The organism is Pseudomonas sp. DVZ6, assembly GCF_024259445.1.
Taxonomy (GTDB): Bacteria; Pseudomonadota; Gammaproteobacteria; order Pseudomonadales; family Pseudomonadaceae; genus Aquipseudomonas; species Aquipseudomonas peradeniyensis.
Genome location: NZ_JANCLM010000036.1, coordinates 1 through 22,247 on the forward strand (window position 1 = coordinate 1; position 22,247 = coordinate 22,247).

A 22,247-nucleotide genomic window follows, 5' to 3' on the forward strand; every position below is an offset into this window, starting at 1 on the left:
GGGTGAAAGTCAGGCCATTGTGGCCGCTGACCGGCAGCCCTTGGGCATTGGTCAAGGTCACGGTATAGGTGATCTGACCGCCTTCGGACACAGTGGTCTTGTCGGCGGTGAGGGTCGCTACCACTTCGCTGACGGTGTCGGTGATCTGCACGGTGGCATCGCCACCCAGCTGCAGGTTCTCGAAGGTCTTGCCCGCCACGTTGGCGTCGGTCACGCCGAGGGTCACCGAGCTGGCGTCCTTGAACACGTCGTCACCCTGGGCCGGCAGGCTGTAGGTAGCCTCGGTCTGGCCAGCGCTGATGACCACGGTGGCGCCATTGGACAGGGTCACGGTCAGGTCATGGTCGAGCTTCTGGCTGACCGACACGGTGAAGGTCGGTTGCTCGGCCTCGGTCACGTTGCCATTGCTGGCGATGCTGACGGTCACCGTGTCGATGCTGTCGCTGATCACGGTCTGGGTCGGCGTGGTGTCGGGCTCCAGCTTCTCGAAGTTGCCGCCGGTGGCACCGGTGATGCTGGTGCTGACCGTGCTGCCGTTGACGAATACGTCGTTGGCCGGGGTCTGGAAGTCGACGCTGCCGGTGCTTTCGCCAGCCTTGACGGTGATGGTCTGGCCGTTGGACAGGGTAACGGTGACCGGAGTCTGGGCCGGGTTGGTCAGGGTCACGGTATAGGTGATCACGCCGCCTTCGGTGACGCTTGGGGTCGCGGTCAGGGTGGCGGTGGTGGTGTCGATCGAGTCGTTGATCTTCGTTTCAGCGGGTGCCGGATTCGGCTCCAGTTTCTCGAAGTTGCCGCCCGTTGCCCCCGTGATCGTGGTGCTGACGGTGCTGCCATTGTTATAGACGTCATTGGCCGGGGTCTGGAAGTCGACACTGCCGGACGACTTGCCGGCCTCGATGGTGACGGTCTGGCCATTGGACAGGGTGACGGTGACCGGGGTCTGGGCCGGGTTGGTCAGGGTCACGGTGTAGGTGATCACACCGCCTTCGGTGACACTCGGGGTCGCGGTCAGGGTGGCGGTGGTGGTGTCGACCGAGTCGTTGATCACCGTTTCCGCTGGTGTCGGGTTCGGCTCCAGTTTCTCGAAGTTGCCGCCCGTTGCCCCCGTGATCGTGGTGCTGACGGTGCTGCCGTTGTTGTAGACGTCATTGGCCGGGGTCTGGAAGTCGACGCTGCCGGACGACTTGCCGGCCTCGATGGTGACGGTCTGGCCATTGGACAGGGTAACGGTGACCGGGGTCTGGGCCGGGTTGGTCAGGGTCACGGTGTAGGTGATCACGCCGCCTTCGGTGACGCTCGGGGTCGCGGTCAAGGTCGCTGTGGTGGTATCGACCGAGTCATTGATGACGGTCTGCGCTGGCGTCGGGTTCGGTACCAGATTCTCGAAGTTGCCGCCCGTTGCCTCCGTGATCGTGGTGCTGACGGTGCTGCCGTTGTTATAGACGTCGTTGGCCGGGGTCTGGAAGTCGACGCTGCCGGACGACTTGCCGGCCTCGATGGTGACGGTCTGGCCATTGGACAGAGTGACGGTGACCGGGGTCTGGGCCGGGTTGTTCAAGGTCACGGTGTAGGTGATCACGCCACCTTCGGTCACGCTCGGGGTCGCGGTGAGCGTGGCGGTGGTGGTGTCGATGGTGTCGGTGACCTGGGTCACCGCCGGGGTGGTGCTTGGCGTGACGATCAGGCCGTTACCGCCAGTCGTGCCGGTAATGGTCGCGGAGATCTGGCCGCCATCGATGTAGGGCGTGTCGTTGGCCGGGATGTCGACGTTGACGGTGCCGGTGGTCTGGCCGGCCGGGATCACGATGACGGCGCCGTTGGACAGGGTCACGGTCAGGTTGGTCAGCGGTGGTTGGCCGACGGTGGCGGTATAGACGATGACGCCACCCGCCTCGGTGATCGTGGGGGTGGCGCTCAGGGTCAGCCCTGTGGTGAGCGGGACGTTGGTCGTGTTGGTGCTGGCAGCGTTGCCGTCCAGCCCGCCCAGCTCCTCGACCGCCAGGCCGTTGGCGAAGCCTATCGGGCCAGTGGGGAAGCCGATGCTCGGATCGACCACCCCGGCGGTCTCCTCGAGCAGGACGAAGCTGTGTCCGCCGCCGACCGAGCCGCCGCCTGCCGCGGCTGGGCCGGCTGCGGTGGCTTCCAGCTCGGTGGTCGGGTCGACACCGGCGGCGATGGCCTGTTGCAGCTCTTCGACCGAGGGCGCTGCCTGGGCGGTGGCCTGGCTCAGGTCGGTGCTGCTGTCGGGCGCGTCGGCGCTCCACTGGGTGTCGCGGCCCAGGTCGAGCACACGGCCGTCGGCCAGCTCCAGGGTGACCGCGCCGCCCGCGCCGGTGTCTACCTGTTCACCTGCCAGCAGGCGATCGCCTTCGATCAGTACGCGCCGGATGCCTTCTGGGGAAACTGCGATGACTTGGCCAACAATGCTTTTGACGATGGCGACAACAGTGCTCATTGGACTCTCCGGGCTACCTGTTCAGTTGGCTTCCATGCCTGGCCGGCGTTCGAGGGCGGCGACTGATGGAATGTTTCAAATAATGTTTTTGACGCTGATTTGCGTCAATTTTACGTCTATAATTTCTGGCTATTAAGTTTATGCCAAACTATTGACCTTCTGGCTGCCATCCTAAACAATCGCCAAGGTAATGTCACATTGATATTTGGCCAGCTAAGCCCTTTCTTTTGTATTAATCGCACTGCCTATTCGGAAGCTTCCTACATACAGGATCAGGGTTTGCCATTTTCCAGGGCAGGCACGGCTTCGGCTGTGATTTGGGACAACAGCTCTCTCGGGAACCAGTAAAAATGCGTGCGTCACTGTTCACCGCTCTTCCTTTCGCTCTCGCCGCCACATTCGTTCAAGCACAAACCTTGCCCGAAGCCATGCAGAAGGCCCTCGAGGTCCATCCGGAAATCCAGGCCGGCGTGAACGCCCGCACGGCTGCGGACTATCAGCTGCGCGCTGCCCAGGGCGGCTATTTGCCGCGGGTCGACGTGACCGCCGGCTATGGTCGTGAGGGCACCGACAGCCCGAGCACCCGCAACCGCTGGGAGACCCTGAACCGTGGCGAGTCGGCTATCCGCCTGCGGCAGATGGTCTTCGACGGCTTCGCCACCTCCAGCGAGGTTGGCCGTCAACAGGCCACTGTCAACGCCCGCGCCTACTCCCTGTTGGGGACCTCCGAGCGCACCGCGCTGACCGTCGCCCAGGTCTACCTGGACGTGCTGTCGCGCCGCGAGATGGTGCGCCTGGCCGAAGACAACCTGCGCAACCACGAGCGCATCCTCGACCAGATCAAGCTGCGCACCAGCCGCGGCGTCGGTCGCCTGGCCGACCTCGACCAGGCCGAGGCGCGCCTGGCCCAGGCCCGCAACAACCTGATCACCGAGCAGACCAACCTGGCCGACGCCAACACCAACTACCTGAGCGTCGTCGGCCAAATGCCCGACGAGTTAAGCACGCCCGCGCCATTTGTCGACCTGCTGCCGGCCACCCTCGACGAGGCTCGCCACCAGTTGGTCGAGGAAAGCCCGATCCTGCGTTCGGCTGAGTCGGACATCGCCGCCGCCGAGAAGCAATACGAAGCGGCAAAGTCTACGTTCTATCCACGTTTCGATGCCGAACTCGGACGAACGGCCGACAACAACCTCGACGGCGCCGTCGGCCACAACAACGAATGGCAGGCCATGCTGCGCATGAACTTCAATTTGTACGCCGGTGGCAGCAACAAGGCCGACCTGGAATCGAAGTCGTACCTGGCCAACCAGGCCCTGGACATTCGCAACAACGCCTTGCGCCAGCTCAATGAGGAGTTAGGCTTGGCATGGAATGCTCTGGAGAACGCCAACGCCCAGGTGCCGATCGCCCAGCAGTATGTCGATCACAGCAACCGCGTGCGCAGCGCCTACCAGCAGCAGTTCGGCCTGGGCGAGCGTACCTTGCTCGACCTGCTCGACAGCGAGAATGAAACCTTCACCGCCCAGCGTCGTCTGGTAGAGGTGAAGAACACACAAATGTTTACTCAGTACCGAATCAAGGCGACCATTGGTCAACTGCTCAAGAGCCAGGGTGTCGTAGCACCGATGGCCTCCGTTGTGCAGAACGACCTTAAACCCAAGGTGAACCTGCCAGGCATGAACTGAAAGGCGCACCTTGAATCACCCCCGCAAGGATGAAGAGAGCGCCGCGTGGAATCCGAAGTCAGTCGAGTCCAACTCAGCCACGATCCACGCAGTCAGCATGACGACCCGCTGCTGGACAGTCTGCTGACCCTGTGTGTCCTGCACCAGAAGCCCGCCAGCCGGGCCATGCTGACCACCGGGCTACCCTTGCCCTCGCAGCGCCTGACCGCCGAACTGCTGCCCCGCGCAGCCGCCCGGGCCGGGCTGCAGGGGCGCCTGCTGCAGCGCAAGCTCGAGCAGATCCCCAGCATCGCCATGCCGGCGATGCTGCTGCTCAAGGAAGGCCGCTGCGCCGTGCTGCTCGGCTGGGAGAACGAAGACACCGCGCGCCTGCTGCTCAGCGAGAGCGACGGCGGCGAGGTGCATGTCACCCGTGAAGCGTTGCAGGGCGACTACAGCGGCAAGGTGTTCTTCGCCCAGCCGCAGCACAAGTTCGACGTCAACCACGGCAACCTGATCCCGCGCGCGCGCTCCTGGTTCCGCGACACCCTGCTGCGCAGCAAGTGGCTGTACATCGACGCCATCGCCGCCAGCCTGGTGATCAACCTGATCGCCCTGGCCGCGCCGCTGTTCGTGATGAACGTGTACGACCGCGTGGTGCCCAACCAGGCCACTTCGACCTTGTGGGTGCTGGCGGTCGGCATCGCCGGCGCCTATGTCTTCGACCTGATCCTCAAGGGTTTGCGCAGCCTGTGCCTGGACCTGGCCGGCAAGAAGACCGACCTGATCATCTCGGCGACGCTGTTCGAGCGCATCGTCGGGATGTCGATGAAGTACCGCCCGGCGCGGGTCGGCAGCTTCGCCCAGAATATCCACGAGTTCCAGGGCCTGCGCGACTTCCTCGCCTCGCTGACCCTGACCAGCCTGATCGACCTGCCGTTCACGTTGCTGATCCTCATGGTCATCGCCATCATTGGTGGGCACCTGGTGTGGATTCCGATCCTGGCCTTCCCGTTGGCGCTGGGTATCGGCTACGCCCTGCAGAAGCCGCTTATGGCGACCATGGAGCGCACCATGGCCCTGGCCTCCGAGCGCCAGTCGAGCCTGATCGAGACCCTCGCCGGGCTGGATGCGGTCAAGGTCAACAACGCCGAGAGCGAGCGCCAGTACATGTGGGAGCAGACCCTCGGCACCCTCAGCCGTCTGGAACTGCGGGTGAAGGTGCTGTCGGGCCTGGCCATGAACATCACCGCGCTGATCCAGCAACTGGCCGGCGTGGCGATGATCTGCGTGGGCGTGTACCTGATCATCGATGGCAACCTCAGCATGGGCGGCCTGGTGGCCTGCTACATGCTCAGCGGTCGCGCCCTTGGCCCGCTGGGCTCGCTGAACGGCCTGCTGGCCCGCTACCAGCAAGCCAAGGTGACCATGGTCGCCACCGACCAGATGATGGAGCTGCCCCAGGAGCGCAACTTCGAGGAGCGCCCGCTGAGCCGCCAGGTGCTGCAGGGCGCCATCGAATTCCGCGGCGTCGAGTTCACCTACCCGAACCAGCAGAACCAGGCGCTCAAGGGCATCAACCTGAACATTCGCCCGGGCGAGAAGGTCGGCATCATCGGCCGCAGCGGCTCGGGCAAGAGCTCCCTGGCCAAGCTGATCGTCGGCCTGTACGAGCCGGACAACGGCTCGCTGCTGGTCGATGGCGTGGACATTCGCCAGATCGACGTCAGCGAACTGCGCCACAACATCGGCTACGTGCCCCAGGACATCCAGCTGCTGGCCGGTACCCTGCGCGACAACCTGGTCAGCGGTGCCCGCTACATCGAGGACGAGCTGATCCTCCAGGCCGCGGAGCTTGCCGGCGTGCACGAATTCGCCCGCCTGCATCCGGACGGCTACGAGCTGCAGGTCGGCGAGCGTGGCCAGAACCTCTCCGGCGGCCAGCGGCAGAACGTCGCCCTGGGCCGGGCGCTGCTGCTCAACCCGCAGATCCTGCTGCTCGACGAGCCCACCAGCGCCATGGACAACACCGGCGAGGAGCGTCTCAAGCAGCGCCTGGCCGCGGTGATCGAGAACAAGACCGTGCTGCTGGTCACCCACCGGGCGTCGTTGCTGTCGCTGGTGGACCGATTGATCGTCATCGATCGTGGACAGATCGTCGCGGATGGCCCGAAAGCCGCCGTCATGGATGCGCTGAAGAAGGGGCAGATCAGTGTTGCATAAGCTGGATATCGGGCGTTTCAAGGACAACCTGCGCCGCTACTTCAAGGGCTCCGAGTCGTTGGCCGGGCAGCCGTTGCCCGAGGTCAACAAGGCGCTGATCGAGGACGCGCCACGGGTGGTGCGCCTGACCATCTGGGGCGTGATCGCGTTCTTCCTGTTCCTCATCATCTGGGCCAGCGTCGCGCCCATCGACGAGGTGACGCGCGGCGAGGGCAAGGCCATCCCGTCTTCCAAGGTGCAGAAGATCCAGAACCTTGAGGGCGGCATCGTCGCCGAGATCTTCGCCAAGGAAGGGGAGATCGTCGAGGTCGGCCAGCCGCTGCTGCGCCTGGATGAAACCCGCTTCGCCTCCAACGTCGACGAGACCGAGGCCTCGCGCCTGGCCATGGCCCTGCGCGTGCAGCGCCTGACGGCCGAGGTCGAGGACAAGCCGCTGCAGATCGACGAAGAGCTGCGCAAGGCCGCGCCGAGCCAGGCCGCCAACGAACAGTCGCTGTACCTGAGCCGTCGCCAGCAGCTGCAGGACGAGCTTGGCGGCCTGCAGCAGCAGCTGGTGCAGAAGCAGCAGGAACTGCGCGAGTTCAACTCCAAGCGCGCCCAGTACGCCAACAGCCTGCAGTTGCTGCGCCAGGAAATCGCGATGTCCGAGCCGCTGGTGGCCCAGGGCGCGATCTCCCAGGTCGAGGTGCTGCGCCTGCGCCGCGCCGAGGTCGAGAACCGTGGCCAGATGGACTCCACCGCCCTGGCCATCCCCCGTGCCGAGGCGGCGATCAAGGAAGTCGAGAGCAAGATCGAGGAGACCCGCGGCAAGTTCCGCAGCGAGGCGCTGACCCAGCTCAACGAGGCCCGCACCGAGCTGAACAAGGCCACCGCCACCAGCAAGGCGCTGGATGACCGCGTGCACCGCACCATGGTCATCTCGCCGGTGCGCGGCATCGTCAAGCAGCTGCTGGTCAACACCATTGGCGGGGTGATCCAGCCGGGCAGCGACATCATCGAGATCGTGCCGCTGGACGACACGCTGGTGGTCGAGGCGAAGATCCTGCCCAAGGACATCGCCTTCCTGCACCCGGGCCAGGAAGCCACGGTCAAGTTCACCGCCTATGACTACACCATCTACGGCGGCATGAAGGCCAAGCTCGAGCAGATCGGCGCCGACACCATCACCGACGAAGACAAGAAGACCACCTACTACCTGATCAAGCTGCGTACCGACAAGAGCCATCTGGGCACGGACGAGAAGCCGCTGTTGATCATCCCGGGGATGGTGGCCACGGTGGATATCATGACCGGCAAGAAGACCATCATGAGCTATCTGCTCAAGCCGATCATCAAGGCCCGCAGCGAGGCGCTGCGCGAGCGCTGACAGTCATTACGGGCCCCCTGTAGGAGCGGCCTTGTGCCGCGAAAGGGCTGCGAAGCGGCCCCGGCGATCTTTGCTCAATGCTGAAATCCTGGGGCCGCTTCGCAGCCCTTTCGCGGCACAAGGCCGCTCCTACAGGTCGGCGTATGGCCTGAAGTGCAACCCCTTCATATGGATATGCCGTAACGGTATTTAAAATACTGTTTTTATGACTTTATAGTCACTCCCACTGCGTACCCGCCGACCAATCGGCGCGCCGCACGACTCGAACCCACACGGGCAATCCCCGTGCGTTTCCGATCGTTGCGCGCCCTGAAGTCGCGCACTGCGTGGGAGTGAACAATGCCAGCCGCCTCGAACGCCTTGTCGACCATCGACAGCGCCCTGCCGCAAACCTTCGACATCCGCCCGTTCCCCGGCGCCGTCGGTGCCGAGATCATCGGCCTCGACCTGGCCCGTGCGGTCAACGCCGAGGATTTCACCCGTATCCACCGCGCCCACCTGGACCACCACGTCCTGGTGTTCCGCGACCAGCGCATCACCCCTGAACAGCAGATCGCCTTCAGCCGCCGTTTCGGCGAGCTGCAGATCCATGTGCTCAAGCAGTTCCTGCTCGCCGGCCATCCCGAGATCCTGATCGTGTCCAACATCGTCGAGGACGGCCGCAACGTCGGCCTGGGCGATGCCGGCAAGTTCTGGCACTCGGACCTGTCGTACAAGGAGCTGCCGAGCCTGGGCTCGATGCTGCACGCCCAGGAGCTGCCCAGCGAGGGCGGCGACACCTTGTTCGCCGACATGCACAAGGCCTGGGACGCCGTGCCCGAGGCCCTGCGTCGGGTCGTCGAGGGCCGCAGCGCCGCCCACTCCTACACCGCCCGTTACGCCGAGACCAGGTTCGAAGGCAACTGGCGCCCGACGCTGACCGCCGAGCAACTGGCCCAGGTCCAGGAGGTCATCCACCCGGTGGTGCGCACCCACCCGGAAAACGGCCGCAAGGCGCTGTTCGTCAGCGAAGGCTTCACCACCCGTATCGTCGGCCTGCCGGATGACGAGAGCCGCGACGTGCTGCAACAGCTGTACGCCCTGAGCGTGCTGGAGCAGAACATCTACCGCCATCAATGGCTGCCCCACGACCTGGTGTTCTGGGACAACCGCTCGCTGATCCACCTGGCCAGCGGTTGCCCCGCGCACCTGCGGCGCAAGCTTTACCGCACCACCATCCAGGGCGATGCCCCGTTCTGACGACTGAGGAAACACACCATGCGCAACTCCATCAGCCGCCTGGCGGCAAGTATCGGCCTGGGCGCCAGCTTGGTTCTAGGCAGCCTGGCGGCGCCGACCGTGGCCCACGCCGAAGGGCAGATCCGCATCGCCGAGCAGTTCGGTATCGTCTACCTGCTGCTCAACGTGGTCCGTGACCAGCAACTGATCGAGAAGCACGGCAAGGAGCAGGGCCTCGACATCAAGGTCGACTGGGCCCAGCTGTCCGGCGGCGCGGCGATCAACGACGCGTTGCTGTCCGGCTCGGTGGACATCGCCGGCGCCGGCGTCGGGCCACTGCTCACCGTGTGGGATAGAACCCGCGGCCGGCAGAACGTCAAGGCCGTCGCCTCGCTGGGCAACTTCCCGTACTACCTGGTCAGCAGCAACCCGAATGTGAAGACCATCGCCGATATCTCCGACAAGGACCGTATCGCCGTCCCGGCGGTGGGCGTGTCGGTACAGTCGCGCTTCCTGCAGTATGCCGCCGCCCGCCAGTGGGGCGACAAGGAGTACAACCGCCTCGACAAGTACACCCTGGCCGTGCCGCACCCGGACGCCACTGCGGCCTTGCTGGCCGGCGGCACCGAGCTCAACGGGCACTTCTCCAACCCGCCGTTCCAGGACCAGGTGCTGGCCAACAAGAACGTGCACGTGGTGCTCAACAGCTACGACCTGCTCGGCCCCAACTCACCGACCCTGCTGTTCGCCACCGAGAAGTTCCGCAAGGACAATCCCAAGACCTACAAGGCCTTCGTCGATGCCCTGGCTGAAGCCGCCGACTTCGCCCAGAAGGACAAGGCCGCCGCCGCCGACACCTACATCCGAGTGACCAAGGCCAAGATCGACCGCGAGGCGCTGATCAAGCTGATCGACAACCCGCAGTACGAATTCACCGTCACGCCGAAGAACACCTACAAACTGGCCGAGTTTCTCTACCGGGTCGGCGCGATAAAGAACAAGCCCGAATCGTGGAAGGACTATTTCTTCCAGGATGAACGCCCGTTGCAAGGGAGCTGAGCGCCGATGACCGCCCCATTGCCAGGCCACACGGCCAGCAACCTGAGCCGTGTCGCCACCCCACCGCTGCTGGCGGTGGACAACCTGAGCCTTGAATACCGCACCGCCGAGCGCGTGGTGCGGGCCACCCACCAGGTCAGCTTCGAGGTCGACCGCGCCGACCGTTTCGTCCTGCTCGGCCCGTCCGGCTGCGGCAAGTCCACCTTGCTCAAGGCCGTGGCCGGCTTCATCGAACCCCGGGAAGGGCAGATCCTGCTCCAGGGCCAGCCGGTGCGTGGCCCGGGGCCGGACCGTATCGTGGTGTTCCAGGAATTCGACCAGTTGACGCCGTGGAAGACGGTGAAGCAGAACGTGATGTTCCCGCTGCTGGTGTCCGGCCAACTCAAGCGCGCCGAGGCCGAGGAGCGGGCGCTGCACTACCTGGAGAAGGTCGGCCTGGCCGCCTTCGCCGATGCCTATCCGCATACCCTTTCCGGTGGCATGAAAGCCCGCGTGGCCATCGCCCGGGCATTGGCCACGCAGCCAAAGATCCTGCTGATGGACGAACCGTTCGCCGCCCTCGACGCCCTGACCCGGCGCAAGATGCAGGAAGAACTGCTGCTGCTGTGGGAGGAGGTGCGCTTCACCCTGCTGTTCGTCACCCACTCCATAGAAGAGGCACTGGTGGTGGGCAATCGTATCCTGCTGCTGTCGCCGCACCCCGGGCGGGTGCGGGCCGAGGTGCACAGCCACCAGTACGATCTCGGCAGCCTCGGTGCCAGCGACTTCCAGGCCAGTGCCCGGCGCATCCACCGGCTGCTGTTCGACGAGGCCGATGCCTCGACGCCAGCGGACGATCTGGGCTTCAACGATATCCGTATCGCCTACTGACAGGAGCCAGGGCATGACAACGACACCTGTACGCCAGGAATACGAAGTGCAGCTGCAACCCCTGCCGGGTGTGCCGCTGGAGCGCGAGCTGCCGGCGGTGCAACGCTTGTGGCAGCAGGGCTGGCTGCGCAAGGCCGTGATCCTGGTACTGCTTGCGGTGGTCTGGGAGGCCGTGGCCCGCTATACCGGCAACGACCTGCTGCTGCCGAGCTTCCTGCAGACCGCCAGCGCGTTGTGGGACGGGTTGCTCAGCGGCGAGCTGCCGGCCAAGGTCGGCGTATCGCTGGTGGTGCTGCTCAAAGGCTATGTGCTGGGCATCGTCCTGGCCTTCGGCCTGACCAGCCTGGCCGTCTCGACGCAAGTGGGGCGCGACCTGCTGGGCACGCTGACCTCGATGTTCAATCCGCTGCCGGCCATCGCCCTGTTGCCGCTGGCTTTGCTCTGGTTCGGCCTGGGTGACAACAGCCTGATCTTCGTGCTGGTGCACTCGGTGCTGTGGGCGCTGGCGCTGAACACCTACGCGGGCTTTCTCGGCGTGTCCGAGACCCTGCGCATGGCCGGACGCAACTACGGGCTGCGCGGCCTGCGCCTGGTGCTGCACATCCTGGTGCCGGCGGCGCTGCCATCGATCCTGTCAGGGCTGAAGATCGGCTGGGCTTTCGCCTGGCGCACGCTGATCGCCGCCGAGCTGGTGTTCGGCGCCAGCAGCGGCAAGGGCGGACTGGGCTGGTACATCTTCCAGAACCGCAACGAGCTGTACACCGACAAGGTGTTTGCCGGGCTGGCGGTAGTGATCCTGATCGGCCTGCTGGTGGAGGGGCTGGTGTTCAACACCCTGGAGCGGCTGACCGTGCGGCGCTGGGGCATGCAGCGCTAGATTCGTGCTGCCGGTGTTGCCTTCTTCGCGGGTAAACCCGCTCCCACAGGTTATGCATGGACCCTGTGGGAGCGGGTTTACCCGCGAAGAACATCACGCAAAACTCAATCCCGATATTGCGCCGCCGCACTGGCCAATGTCCGCGCAATCTCCTCGCGCAACGCCTGCGGCGCTTCCACCACCAGCCCTTGCCCCTGGCTCAGCAACCACAACCGCAGGGGCCAGCCATCCGCCACCGTCGCCCGCAGCCGGTGCCCCTGTTCCAGGGCGGTCAGTTGCATGTCGGCGGTCAACGGCGCTTCGCGCAGCCGGCGGGCCAGCAGGTCGCTGATCCATGCCTGCAATTCGACGCCTTCCCCTTGCCCGGGCTGCAGCGTATCGCCGCGCAGATAACCCTGCAGGTCGAAATTCCCACGCAGCTCGCCACCGGCATTGGCCGACCAGTGCCAGCCAAACGGGATGCTCTTGTCGTTGCGCTCCAACGGAAAGATCAGCGACAGCTCGTTGAGATCACGCTCGACCGTGCGTTTGCTGACGGTGAAGCCCACGTCACGCAGGCGCCACACCAGTTCGGCACTGGTGATCCCGGGGGAGCGGCTGGGCAACTGACGGAGCAGGGCCCATTGGCGGCTGAGGGTGGCGCGGGTGGTGGCGAACGGCAAAAGGAAACGTCCTTGTCTAGGCTTGCCGGCATAGGATGGCGGCACGGGTAGGGCATGGCAATTGGCCACAGCGTGCTCAGATCAAGGAAGATGCATTTGGTTGCCTGGGATCAATTCGTTCGCGACAGGTTTTGTCGTGGCATCGCGCAGAATCACGCCTCACCACAGTGGAGGTTGGAGCTGTGGGTCGTTCAATGAGGATGAACATGTCTGCCGCCAGCAATATCCATTCGCTGCTCGCCCGGCTTCTCCCCGAGCGGATCGTCCCGGTCCCGGCACGCCCCGGGCAGCGCCACAGGCTGTTCGCCGGGATCGGCATGCCCAGCCAGCAGGCCCTGAGCGGCGAGCGCTTCGGCCTGACTGATCGGCTGGACGAGGCGGTCGACCTGCAGGCGGTCTACCATGACCTGTGCCGCCAGGCATTGCTGGGCAATGTCGGGGCGCTCAACGACCTGGGCTGGATCTGGCTCAACGGCAAGTACTGGCGTGGCGACACCGTGCTGGCCGGGCACCTGCTGCGCATGGCCGCCCTGCAGGGCAATGCCGCGGCCTGGTTCAACCTGGGCCAGCAGCATTACTTCGGCAAGGGCGTGGAGGTCTCGTACACCAACGCGGCCGAATACTACCGCCATGCCTTCGAGCGGGGCATGGTGCATGCCGCCGCGGCGCTGGGCGACTTGTACGAGGAAGAGGTGTGCGAGGGCGACCAGGTGTGGCAGGTCAACCTGCTCGAGGCCTACCAGTGGTTCCTGCGCGGTGCCCAGCGCGGCGAGACGCGCTGCCGCTTCGAGGTGGGTTACCGGTTGTTGCATGGGCTGTATGTCGAGGCGGACCCCAAGGCCGGGCTGTATTGGCTGGAGCTGGCGGCGGCGACCGGCGTGATGCAGGCGGCCGAGGAGCTGGCCGTGCATTTCAGCAGCTGCGACGCGGCGCGCTACCAGGGCTGGCGCGACCAGGCGATCCAGATGGGCAGCACCCTGGCGCTGACCATGAAGCTGGAAGACCAGATCCAGCCGTGAGGGAAGGTTCAGCGCGGCCCCTGTAGGAGCGGCCTTGTGCCGCGAAAGGGCCGCGTAGCAGCCCCGGCGATATCAGCTTGATGCACGAAACATGGGGGCGCTTCGCACCCCTTTCGCGGCACAAGGCCGCTCCTACAGAGATCGTGATATCCGGGTAGATGAACAACCTTTCATCGTCTCCCTCCGTCACCCCCGGTTGACGACAGGGGTAGGGCAGGGCGTATATTGATAGTTAGCAAACTATGAATATCCTCGGTTCCCACATGTCCCTTGACGCACTGCACCTGAAAATCAGCAGCGGCATGGTCGTGGCCGCCCGTCACTGGCGTCGCCTGTGCCAGGGCGCCCTGACCGGCTACGGCATTTCCGAAGCCTGCGCCGTGCCGCTGCTGATGATCGTGCGCCTGGGCGACGGTGTGCACCAGGTGGCAGTGGCGCAGGCGGCCGGGCTGGAAAGCCCGTCGCTGGTGCGCCTGCTCGACCAGCTGTGCAAGGCCGGCCTGGTCTGCCGCAGCGAGGATCCTCTGGACCGCCGCGCCAAGGCCCTGAGCCTCACCGTCGAGGGGCGCGCCCTGGCCGAGTCCATCGAAGGCGAGCTGGTGCGCTTGCGCCGTGAGGTGCTCGGCGATATCGACCAGGCCGACCTGGACGCCACCTTGCGGGTGATCCAGGCGTTCGAAGCCGCGGGCGTGATGCCATGAGCGGCTTCTTCAGCTCGGTGCCACCGGCCCGTGACTGGTTCTACGGCGTGCGCACCTTCGCCGCGTCGATGATCGCCCTGTACATCGCCTTGCTGATGCAGCTACCGCGCCCGTACTGGGCCATGGCCACGGTGTACATCGTCTCCAGCCCGTTCCTCGGCCCGACCACCTCCAAGGCGTTGTACCGGGCGCTGGGTACGTTGCTGGGCGCCGGCGGGGCGATTCTCCTGGTGCCGCCGCTGGTGCAGTCGCCGCTGCTGCTGAGCATTGCCATCGCCCTGTGGACCGGCACCCTGCTGTTCCTTTCGCTGAACCTGCGCACGGCCAACAACTACGTGCTGATGCTGGCTGGCTACACCCTGCCGATGATCGCCCTGGCGGTGGTCGACAACCCGCTGGCAGTGTTCGACGTGGCTTCCTCCCGGGCCCAGGAGATCTGCCTGGGCATCGTCTGCGCGGCGGTGGTCGGCGCGATTTTCTGGCCGCGCCGGCTGGCACCGGTGGTGCTGGGCGCGACCGGCAACTGGTTCGCCGAGGCGATCCGCTACAGCGATACCTATTTGGCCCGCGAGGCCAGCGCCGACAAGGTCGGCGGCATGCGTGGCGCGATGGTCGCCACCTTCAATTCGCTGGAATTGATGATCGGCCAGCTCGGCCACGAAGGCGCCGGCCCGCACACCCTGAAAAATGCCCGTGAGCTGCGTGGCCGGATGATCCACCTGTTGCCGGTGATCGATGCCCTGGACGACGCCCTGATCGCCCTCGAGGGCCGCGCCCCGGCCCAGTTCGCTCAGTTGAAGCCGGTACTCGACGCTGCCCGTGAGTGGCTCAAGGGCACTGCCGACAGCGCCTCGGTGGCGCGCTGGACCGCCCTGCACGAGCAGATCGACCGTCTGCAGCCCGGCGCCGCTGCCATCGACCAGCGTGCCGAGCTGTTGTTGTCCAATGCCCTCTATCGCCTGACCGAATGGGCCGACCTCTGGCAGGACTGCTGCACCCTGCAGCACGCACTGCGCAAGGACGACGCCACGCCGTGGCGCGCGGTCTACCGTCACTGGCGCCTGGGCCGGCTGACGCCGTTCTTTGACCGTGGCCTGATGCTCTATTCGGTGTTCTCCACCGTCACCGCCATTATCGTCGCCTGCGGCCTGTGGATCGGCCTGGGCTGGAACGATGGCGCCAGCGCGGTGATCCTCGCCGCGGTGTCGTGCAGCTTCTTCGCCGCCATGGACGACCCGGCGCCGCAGATCTACCGGTTCTTCTTCTGGACCCTGATGTCGGTGATCTTCTCCAGCCTGTACCTGTTCCTGGTGCTGCCCAACCTGCACGACTTCCCGATGCTGGTGCTGGCCTTCGCCGTGCCGTTCATCTGCGTCGGCACCCTGACCGTGCAGCCGCGCTTCTACCTTGGCACCCTGCTGACGATCGTCAACACCTCGACCTTCATCAGCATCCAGGGCGCCTACGACGCCGACTTCTTCACCTTCATCAACGCCAACCTGGCCGGCCCCGTGGGCCTGCTGTTCGCCTTCATCTGGACCCTGGTGGTGCGCCCGTTCGGCGTGGAGCTGGCGGCCAAGCGCATGACCCGCTTCACCTGGCGCGACATCGTCGAGATGACCGCGCCGGCCACCCTGGCCGAGCACCGCCAGGTCGGCGTGCAGATGCTCGACCGGCTGATGCAGCACCTGCCACGCCTGTCGCAGACCGGCCAGGACAGCGGCGTGGCCCTGCGCGACCTGCGCGTGGGCCTGAACCTGCTCGACCTGCTGGCCTACCTGCCGCGTGCCGGCGCCGAGGCCCGCGAGCGCCTGCGCACGGTGATCGAGGAGGTCGGCAATCACTACGCTGCCTGCCTGCGCGCCGGCGAGCGCCTGCATGCCCCGGCGGCGCTGCTGCGCAACATGGAGCGTGCGCGCCTGGCGCTGAACCTGGACGAGCTGTACGAACGCGGCGACGCCCGCACCCACCTGCTGCACGCCCTGAGCGGCCTGCGCCTGGCGCTGCTGCCGGGCGTGGAAGTGATGCTCGAGCCTGCCGAGCAAACGCAACTGCCCCCCGGGCTCGACGGAGCGCCCCTGTGATCGGTGAACTGGATATCAGCGGGGTATTCCTGCCCACGCTGCTGGTGATGATGTTTGGCACCTACCTGCTGTTCCTCGGGGTGCACGCGGTGCTGGTGCGCCTGCATTTCTACCGCCTGGTCTGGCACCGGGCGCTGTTCAACGTTGCCCTGTATGCCGTGCTGCTTGGCGCGGTGGACCACTTTTGCCGAAGCCTGATGCTGCCATGAAAAAACCTTTGCTGACCCTGGGCCGCGTGGTCCTGACCTTGCTGGTAGTGACCTTCGCCGCCGTGCTCGTGTGGCAGATGGTGGTGTACTACATGTTCGCCCCCTGGACCCGCGACGGTCATATCCGCGCCGACGTGATCCAGATCGCCCCGGATGTGTCCGGGCTGATCCAGAAGGTCGAGGTGCGTGACAACCAGACCATCAAGCGCGGCGACGTGCTGTTCACCATCGACCAGGACCGCTTCACCCTGGCCCTGCGCCAGGCCAAGGCGACCCTGGCCGAGCGTCAGGAGACCCTGGCCCAGGCCTCCCGCGAGGCGCAGCGCAACCGCAAGCTGGGCAACCTGGTGGCGGCCGAGCAGCTTGAAGAGAGCCAGTCCCGCGAAGCCCGCGCCCGCTCGGCGGTGAACGAGGCCCAGGTGCAGGTGGATGTGGCCCAGCTCAACCTCGACCGCTCGGTGGTGCGCAGCCCGGTGGACGGCTACCTCAACGACCGCGCCCCGCGCGCCCACGAGTTCGTCAGCGCCGGGCGCCCGGTGCTGTCGGTGGTCGACAGCGCCTCGTACCACGTTGACGGCTACTTCGAAGAGACCAAGCTGGGCGGTATTCATATCGGCGACGCCGTGGAGATCCGCGTGATGGGCGACAACACCCGCCTGCGTGGCCGCGTGCAGAGCCTGGCCGCCGGCATCGAGGACCGCGACCGCAGCAGCGGCGCCAACCTGCTGCCCAACGTCAATCCTGCGTTCAGCTGGGTGCGCCTGGCCCAGCGGATTCCGGTGCGCATTGCCTTCGACGAAGTGCCGCAGGACTTCCGCATGATCGCCGGGCGCACCGCCACGGTGTCGATCATCGAGGGCCAGCATCCATGAAACAGCTGATCCTGGCGGGGCTGTGCCTGTCCCTGGGCGCCTGCATGATGGTCGGCCCTGACTACGAGCTGCCCAAGGACGCCGCCGTGCAGCGCGGCGACCTCAATGGGCCGCTGCGCCAGGACGCCGACAGCGTGGTCTCGGCGCCGGTGCCCGAGGACTGGTGGCAGCTGTACCAGGATCAACGGCTCAACGAGCTGGTGCGCCAGGCCCTGAGCGCCAACACCGAACTGCGCGTGGCCGCCGCCAATATCGCCAAGGCCCGTGCCCAGGTGGAGGTGGCCGAGTCCCAGGGTGGTTTCAACGGTGGCGTCAAGCTGGGCGCCCAGCGTCTGCAGGAGTCCGGCGAGGCCTTCCTGCAGCCGGAGAAAGTGCCGGTGGCCAATATCGGCGAAGCGATCATCAGCGCCAGCTACCAGTTCGACCTGTGGGGTACCTTCAAACGCGGCACCGAGGCCGCCAAGGCCAACGCCGACGCGGTGCAGGCCGCCGCCGACACCGCGCGCATCACCCTGGTGGCCGATGTGGTCAAGGCCTATACCCAGGTGTGCTCGGCCAACGAGGAATACCACATCGCCCGCGAATCGCTGGACCTGCAGCAGCAGAGCGTGCAGCTGACCCAGCGCCTGCGCGACGCCGGGCGTGGCGACGAGACCCAGGTCACCCGTTCGCAGACCCAGTTCAAGTCCCTGCGCGCCGAACTGCCGCGCTTCAAGGCCGAACGTGAGGCGGGCCTCTACACCCTTGCTGCGTTACTGGCCAAGCCGGTCGAGCAATTGCCCGCCGGCACCGCCGATTGCGCCGAACTGCCCCATCTGTCGCAGCTGGTGCCGGTCGGTGACGGCGCGGCCCTGCTCAAGCGCCGCCCGGACGTGCGTCAGGCCGAGCGCCAGCTGGCGGCGGCCACCGCCAGCATCGGCGTGGCCACCGGCGCGCTGTACCCGGACATCAGCATCGGCGCCCAGGTGGGCACCATCGGCATTCTCGAGAACCTCGGCGAGCCGGCCACCAACCGTTGGGGCTTCGGCCCGCAGATCAGCTGGAACATCCCCACCAACGGTACCCGCGCGCGCATCCACATGGCCGAGGCCTCGACCCAGGCGGCGCTGGCGCATTTCGACGGGGTGGTGCTCAACGCCATTCGCGAAACCCAGACCCGCCTGGCGCAGTACAGCGCGTTGCTGGATCGACGCGACGCACTGGCCGAGGCGGAGCGCTCGGCCAAGGAGTCGGCGGACCAGACGCATCTGCGTTACCAGGTGGGGCGTGAGTCGTTCCTGGCGGATCTGCAGGCGACGCGGACCTATACAGACGTGCGGGCGCAGCTGGCGGCGGCCAACAGCCAGGTGGCGATGGGGCAGATCGGGGTGTTCCTGGCCTTGGGTGGCGGCTGGAAAGGCAGTGCCAGACCCTGATGATTCCCCTGTAGGAGCGGCCTTGTGCCGCGAAAGGGCCGCATAGCGGCCCTGGCAGCAGTAATGCATGAATCGCTGGGGCTGCTCTGCAGCCCTTTCGCGGCACAAGGCCGCTCCTACAGGGATTGCGTCTGGCTTAGTTCAGCACCTGCGCCGGCTCATCCGGCGGCAGGTTGTCCCGGCCGCGTGGCTGCTTCGGCTGCCCGGGCACGGAACCGCCCAACTGCTCGGCCAGCTGCTGCGCCACATCCTCGCCCAGCGCCTTCGACACATCCCGCACCACCCGCGGACGGTTCAGCGTCACGCGGCGGTCCTGGCCCTTCACCAACTTGGTGTCCTGCCCCTCACCCATGGCGGTGAACGCCGAGGTGATCTCGTAGGTGCGGGTGTTGATCAGGCTGAAGTCGGCGACCACGGTCAGGCCCAGCACCGCCGAGTAGCTGTCGGTGTGGTCCAGCGAGTTGATGTCCTGCTGGAAGTCGATGTCCGACAGGGTGCCGAACAGCACGTAGTCGGCACCCTTGAACGCGCCGTTCTTGATGCGGCGGATCACGTCGTAGACGTCTTCCTTCGAGTCGGCGGTATAAGGGCGGCCCTGGACCAGCTGGAACATGCCGGTCTTGAGGATCTCACCCTTGATGTCGCCACCGAACTTGCGCAGTTCGGTCTGCTCGATGTAGCTGTTGAGGCTCTCGTACTCGCTGTAGCTCGACTGGCCGCTGGCGTGGTACATGCCGGCCTGGCCGCTGCTCTGGGCGTTGATGGTGTGGATGTACTCCTCCACCTGCGCCTGGTAGGCCAGGTCGGTCACCGCCACCTTGGGGGCCGCCTGCGCACCGAAGGCGCAGGCCAGGCCGATGATTGCCATCCATGCACGCATCGATCAGCGCTCCGTGGTCTTGCGGATTTCTTTTTCGTCCATCCACTCGGCCAGGCCGCTTTCCACGTCGATCAGCTGCAGGCTGAACTTGTAGAACACGTCCTTGTAGTCGCTGCTGCGCTTGACGATCGAGCTGATCGAACCTTCCAGGCGGTACTTGGCGGCGATCATGTTGCCGGTCTTGGCCACGGTCTTCTTCTTGTACAGGCCGCTCTGGTTCTGCAGCTTGAGCTGGTCGACCTGGCTCTGCATCTCGGTGTTGTCGCTGGCGAAGCGGGCGGCGCCGGACTTCATCAGTTGGGTCTTGATCGAGGTGGTGATCTCGCGGGTATCGATGTACTCGCTGGTCTTGTTCTTCACGTCGTACACCTGCACCACCGGGCGGCCGTGCAGCACGCCGGACTGGGCCAGGGAGCGGGTCATGCTCTCGGCGATCATCTGCAGGTCGGTGGAACCGAACTCGTTGGTCACCAGCTCGACGGCCTTGCTGTCGCCGTAGCTGATGTTCTTGCCGCCGAGAACCGGCGACGGGGTGCTGCAGCCGCTGACCAGGGCGATGGCGATGGCGGCGAGGGAAAGGCGTGCAAACATGGAACGGGCTCCTGAATGGGATTACCGGGTGTGGACTTCGAGGCGGAAGTCGCGGGCAGCAGGGGTCGGGGCGATGGCGGGGAGGAACTTGGCCTGCTTGCCGTACAGCGGCAGGGCCTTCCAGCTCTCTTCGTCGGCCACCGGGAAGCCGTCGTTGCCCAGCCAGGCGAAGCGGTAGTAGAGCGTGCGATTGCTGCGGCTGGTGTTGGTCAGCGCCACGTTGACGGTGAGGTAGCCGTTTTCGCGGGCGACGCGCATCTGGCCGACTTCGATGTCATCCAGCTGGCCCATGGTCACCACCTTGCTGGCGGCGCTGCCGGGGGCAGGGGGCGGGGTGGCGCAGCCGGCCAGGAGGGCGACGGCGGCCAGGGCGAGGCATGTTCTGCGCATGTTCGATCCTTGGGTTACTTGAGGCTGGCGACAGCGGTGGCTGCGGCCTGCGGGGCGACGATGACGGCCGGGCCGCCAGCGAATACGCGGTTGCCGACCACGCGCAGGCTGATCACCTGGTAGGGACGATCGACCTTCACGGTGACCTGGGTGCCACCGAGGCTCGATGGCAGGCTCAGGTGGTGTTCGCCTTGCTTGAGGCGTACCCGGGCCACCTGGGTTTCGTCGGGCAGGGTGCGCCAGGTGCGGGTATCGGCGCCTTCCAGCACGGTGGAGGCGATGCCCACCACCAGCCCGGCCATCGGGTTGGCCTTGTTCAGGTTTTTCTGCGCCACGCCGCGGCTGATGGCGCGTACGCTGGTGCGCAGGATGATGCCCGGCATGTCGTCGCGCAGGGCGCGGCGCGACATGGCCGTGGTGCTGTTGAGCGCGGTCAGGGCCAGGGCCTTGTCGTTGAGCTGGATCTCGCCCACGTGCGCGGTCGAAGTGTCTTCCTTGATGATCGGGAACGACAGCGGGGTGATCACCAGGTTGTCCTGGATCGGCAGCGGCAGTGGGATGCGGATCGAGTCACGGGCCGGGGCCAGGCCGGTCTGCACCACGATCAGCACGTCGCTTTCGCCGGCCTTGGCGCTGTTCTTGTCCAGTTCGAGCAGTGCCTGGTCGAGCAGCGGCGTGTTCGGGCGCAGTTCGGCGGCCTTGCGATAACCCGGCGCGGCCAGGCCTTTCTCACCGAGGGCCTCGTAGACATAGCCGGACAGGTAATGGCTGAAGGCGCTCTGGTAGCTGTTCTTCAGGCCGACCACCTCAGGGGCGTCGAGGCTGGCGACCGGGTAACCCTGCAGGTCCTTGTACTCGGTCTTGATGCCTTCCTTCTCGGCCTGCTCCTCGCGCTTGAGATATTCCTTGTCGCGCAGCTCGGCGATGATCGCCTCGCGCTCGTGGGTCTTCTTGATCTCGGTGCGGGCACCGTCGAAATCGTTCTGTGCCAGCAGGTTCAGGGCCATCTGCGTGGTCAGCATGACTTTTTCGTAGTCATAGCCTTCGTAGCGACGGACCTTGTCGTTGACCAGGTAGCTGCCGAACTGGCTCAGGTACTTGTCGGTGTCGAGCTTGACCGACTCTTCCCACTGGAACACCACGCTGTCGGCCGAGCGCCAGGCGTCCTGGCTGCCCTTGAGGTCACCCTTGGAGCGCAGCAGCTCGCCTTTTTCGAAGTAGTAGAGCAGGTCTTTCTGCTCGCCCTTGTTATTGCTCTCGAGCAGGGCGAGGGCGGCGTCGACGTTGCCGGCGGCCAACTGCTTGTTGGTCTCCTGCAGTTCGCTGTCGTAGCTGCGGAACACCGAGCAGCCGGTGAGCTGCACGGCGGCGACCAGGGTCGCCAGGGTGAGGGCGCGGGATACCATCGGACTTTCTTCTTTCCCTGAAACGGTTGGCCGCGTGGGCGGGGGCGGCAGATCCCTCTGTTTTATCGCCAGAACCTCTCGATGGAGGCGCCTTGATTGCTAATGGCTATTACGGCGGCGCGGGATTATACCCAAAGTAGTAGCGGGGTGATGGCGAATTGCTTCGCATTTTTAGGTTGATGCCATCAGTCGGAAAAAACCGTTCCCAGCGGGTGTTCCGTCAATTTGTCTCAAGATTTTTCATGAAATCTGCCCCTGAGCCTTGAGCGGGGGAGAGTGG

19 protein-coding genes are annotated in these 22,247 nt (G+C 65.6%); 13 read left to right on the forward strand and 6 right to left on the reverse strand.

Translation table 11 applies throughout. The features are described from left to right. The coding region (locus NMG10_RS19705) for a retention module-containing protein (RefSeq protein ID WP_254464974.1) at positions 1 to 2,458 on the reverse strand (2,458 nt) is incomplete at its 3' end. A gap of 350 nt (positions 2,459 to 2,808) precedes the next feature. Here NMG10_RS19705 and NMG10_RS19710 point away from each other — a divergent pair. The 7 genes from NMG10_RS19710 to NMG10_RS19740 all read left to right on the forward strand — a co-directional run bounded on the left by NMG10_RS19710 (position 2,809) and on the right by NMG10_RS19740 (position 11,738). Then, positions 2,809 to 4,146 (forward strand): TolC family outer membrane protein, encoded by a 1,338-nt coding sequence (locus NMG10_RS19710; RefSeq protein WP_110735609.1) that lies wholly within the window; start codon positions 2,809 to 2,811, stop codon positions 4,144 to 4,146. Between the two features lie 45 nt (positions 4,147 to 4,191). Continuing rightward, on the forward strand, positions 4,192 to 6,348 hold the full coding sequence (locus tag NMG10_RS19715) for a type I secretion system permease/ATPase (RefSeq protein ID WP_203649469.1): 2,157 nt from the start codon (positions 4,192 to 4,194) through the stop codon (positions 6,346 to 6,348). Then, positions 6,338 to 7,714, forward strand: a complete 1,377-nt coding sequence (locus NMG10_RS19720) for an HlyD family type I secretion periplasmic adaptor subunit (RefSeq protein ID WP_186734130.1) — start codon at positions 6,338 to 6,340, stop codon at positions 7,712 to 7,714. The genes NMG10_RS19715 and NMG10_RS19720 overlap by 11 nt, the downstream gene beginning before the upstream one ends. A 339-nt stretch (positions 7,715 to 8,053) precedes the next feature. Beyond that, complete coding sequence (locus tag NMG10_RS19725) at positions 8,054 to 8,953, forward strand: TauD/TfdA family dioxygenase (protein ID WP_232854963.1); 900 nt, start codon at positions 8,054 to 8,056, stop codon at positions 8,951 to 8,953. Positions 8,954 to 8,971: 18 nt separating this feature from the next. Beyond that, entirely contained in the window at positions 8,972 to 9,991 is a 1,020-nt protein-coding gene (locus NMG10_RS19730) for an ABC transporter substrate-binding protein (RefSeq protein WP_232854964.1), read from the forward strand. 6 nt (positions 9,992 to 9,997) lie between these two features. Further along, positions 9,998 to 10,861: an ABC transporter ATP-binding protein gene (locus NMG10_RS19735; RefSeq protein WP_254464975.1), complete on the forward strand. Its 864-nt coding sequence runs from the start codon at positions 9,998 to 10,000 to the stop codon at positions 10,859 to 10,861. Positions 10,862 to 10,874: 13 nt separating this feature from the next. Then, on the forward strand, positions 10,875 to 11,738 hold the full coding sequence (locus NMG10_RS19740) for an ABC transporter permease (protein WP_203649476.1): 864 nt from the start codon (positions 10,875 to 10,877) through the stop codon (positions 11,736 to 11,738). 104 nt (positions 11,739 to 11,842) lie between these two features. Here NMG10_RS19740 and NMG10_RS19745 read toward each other — a convergent pair whose 3' ends face one another. Continuing rightward, positions 11,843 to 12,400, reverse strand: coding sequence for a WYL domain-containing protein (locus tag NMG10_RS19745; RefSeq protein WP_203649485.1), 558 nt, complete (start codon positions 12,398 to 12,400; stop codon positions 11,843 to 11,845). 206 nt (positions 12,401 to 12,606) lie between these two features. Here NMG10_RS19745 and NMG10_RS19750 point away from each other — a divergent pair, with 206 nt between their 5' ends. The 6 genes from NMG10_RS19750 (at position 12,607) to NMG10_RS19775 (ending at position 18,700) form a co-directional block, all read left to right on the forward strand. Further along, the gene (locus NMG10_RS19750; protein WP_254464976.1) at positions 12,607 to 13,419 is read left to right on the forward strand and encodes a tetratricopeptide repeat protein; all 813 of its coding nucleotides are present in this window, start codon (positions 12,607 to 12,609) and stop codon (positions 13,417 to 13,419) included. Positions 13,420 to 13,682: 263 nt separating this feature from the next. Beyond that, positions 13,683 to 14,120: a MarR family winged helix-turn-helix transcriptional regulator gene (locus NMG10_RS19755; RefSeq protein WP_254464977.1), complete on the forward strand. Its 438-nt coding sequence runs from the start codon at positions 13,683 to 13,685 to the stop codon at positions 14,118 to 14,120. Continuing rightward, the gene (locus tag NMG10_RS19760; protein WP_254464978.1) at positions 14,117 to 16,204 is read left to right on the forward strand and encodes an FUSC family protein; all 2,088 of its coding nucleotides are present in this window, start codon (positions 14,117 to 14,119) and stop codon (positions 16,202 to 16,204) included. Before NMG10_RS19755 ends, NMG10_RS19760 begins: the two co-directional genes overlap by 4 nt. After that, on the forward strand, positions 16,201 to 16,413 hold the full coding sequence (locus tag NMG10_RS19765) for a DUF1656 domain-containing protein (protein WP_016392395.1): 213 nt from the start codon (positions 16,201 to 16,203) through the stop codon (positions 16,411 to 16,413). The genes NMG10_RS19760 and NMG10_RS19765 overlap by 4 nt, the downstream gene beginning before the upstream one ends. Continuing rightward, positions 16,410 to 17,285, forward strand: coding sequence for an HlyD family secretion protein (locus NMG10_RS19770; protein WP_110735588.1), 876 nt, complete (start codon positions 16,410 to 16,412; stop codon positions 17,283 to 17,285). Before NMG10_RS19765 ends, NMG10_RS19770 begins: the two co-directional genes overlap by 4 nt. Further along, positions 17,282 to 18,700, forward strand: coding sequence for an efflux transporter outer membrane subunit (locus tag NMG10_RS19775; RefSeq protein ID WP_232854967.1), 1,419 nt, complete (start codon positions 17,282 to 17,284; stop codon positions 18,698 to 18,700). Before NMG10_RS19770 ends, NMG10_RS19775 begins: the two co-directional genes overlap by 4 nt. 136 nt (positions 18,701 to 18,836) lie before the next feature. Here NMG10_RS19775 and NMG10_RS19780 read toward each other — a convergent pair whose 3' ends face one another. Genes NMG10_RS19780 through NMG10_RS19795 form a run of 4 tightly spaced genes read right to left on the reverse strand, consistent with a single transcriptional unit; the run spans position 18,837 to position 21,967 of the window. Then, positions 18,837 to 19,580 carry a penicillin-binding protein activator LpoB gene (locus NMG10_RS19780; protein WP_232854968.1) on the reverse strand — a complete coding sequence of 248 codons (744 nt, stop codon included), beginning with the start codon at positions 19,578 to 19,580 and terminating at the stop codon, positions 18,837 to 18,839. A gap of 3 nt (positions 19,581 to 19,583) precedes the next feature. Next, complete coding sequence (gene lpoB, locus NMG10_RS19785; RefSeq protein WP_110735582.1) at positions 19,584 to 20,171, reverse strand: penicillin-binding protein activator LpoB; 588 nt, start codon at positions 20,169 to 20,171, stop codon at positions 19,584 to 19,586. A gap of 21 nt (positions 20,172 to 20,192) precedes the next feature. Next, complete coding sequence (locus NMG10_RS19790) at positions 20,193 to 20,561, reverse strand: YcfL family protein (protein WP_186716015.1); 369 nt, start codon at positions 20,559 to 20,561, stop codon at positions 20,193 to 20,195. A gap of 14 nt (positions 20,562 to 20,575) precedes the next feature. Further along, positions 20,576 to 21,967: a COG3014 family protein gene (locus NMG10_RS19795; RefSeq protein ID WP_203649491.1), complete on the reverse strand. Its 1,392-nt coding sequence runs from the start codon at positions 21,965 to 21,967 to the stop codon at positions 20,576 to 20,578. Between the last annotated feature and the right edge of the window lie 280 nt (positions 21,968 to 22,247).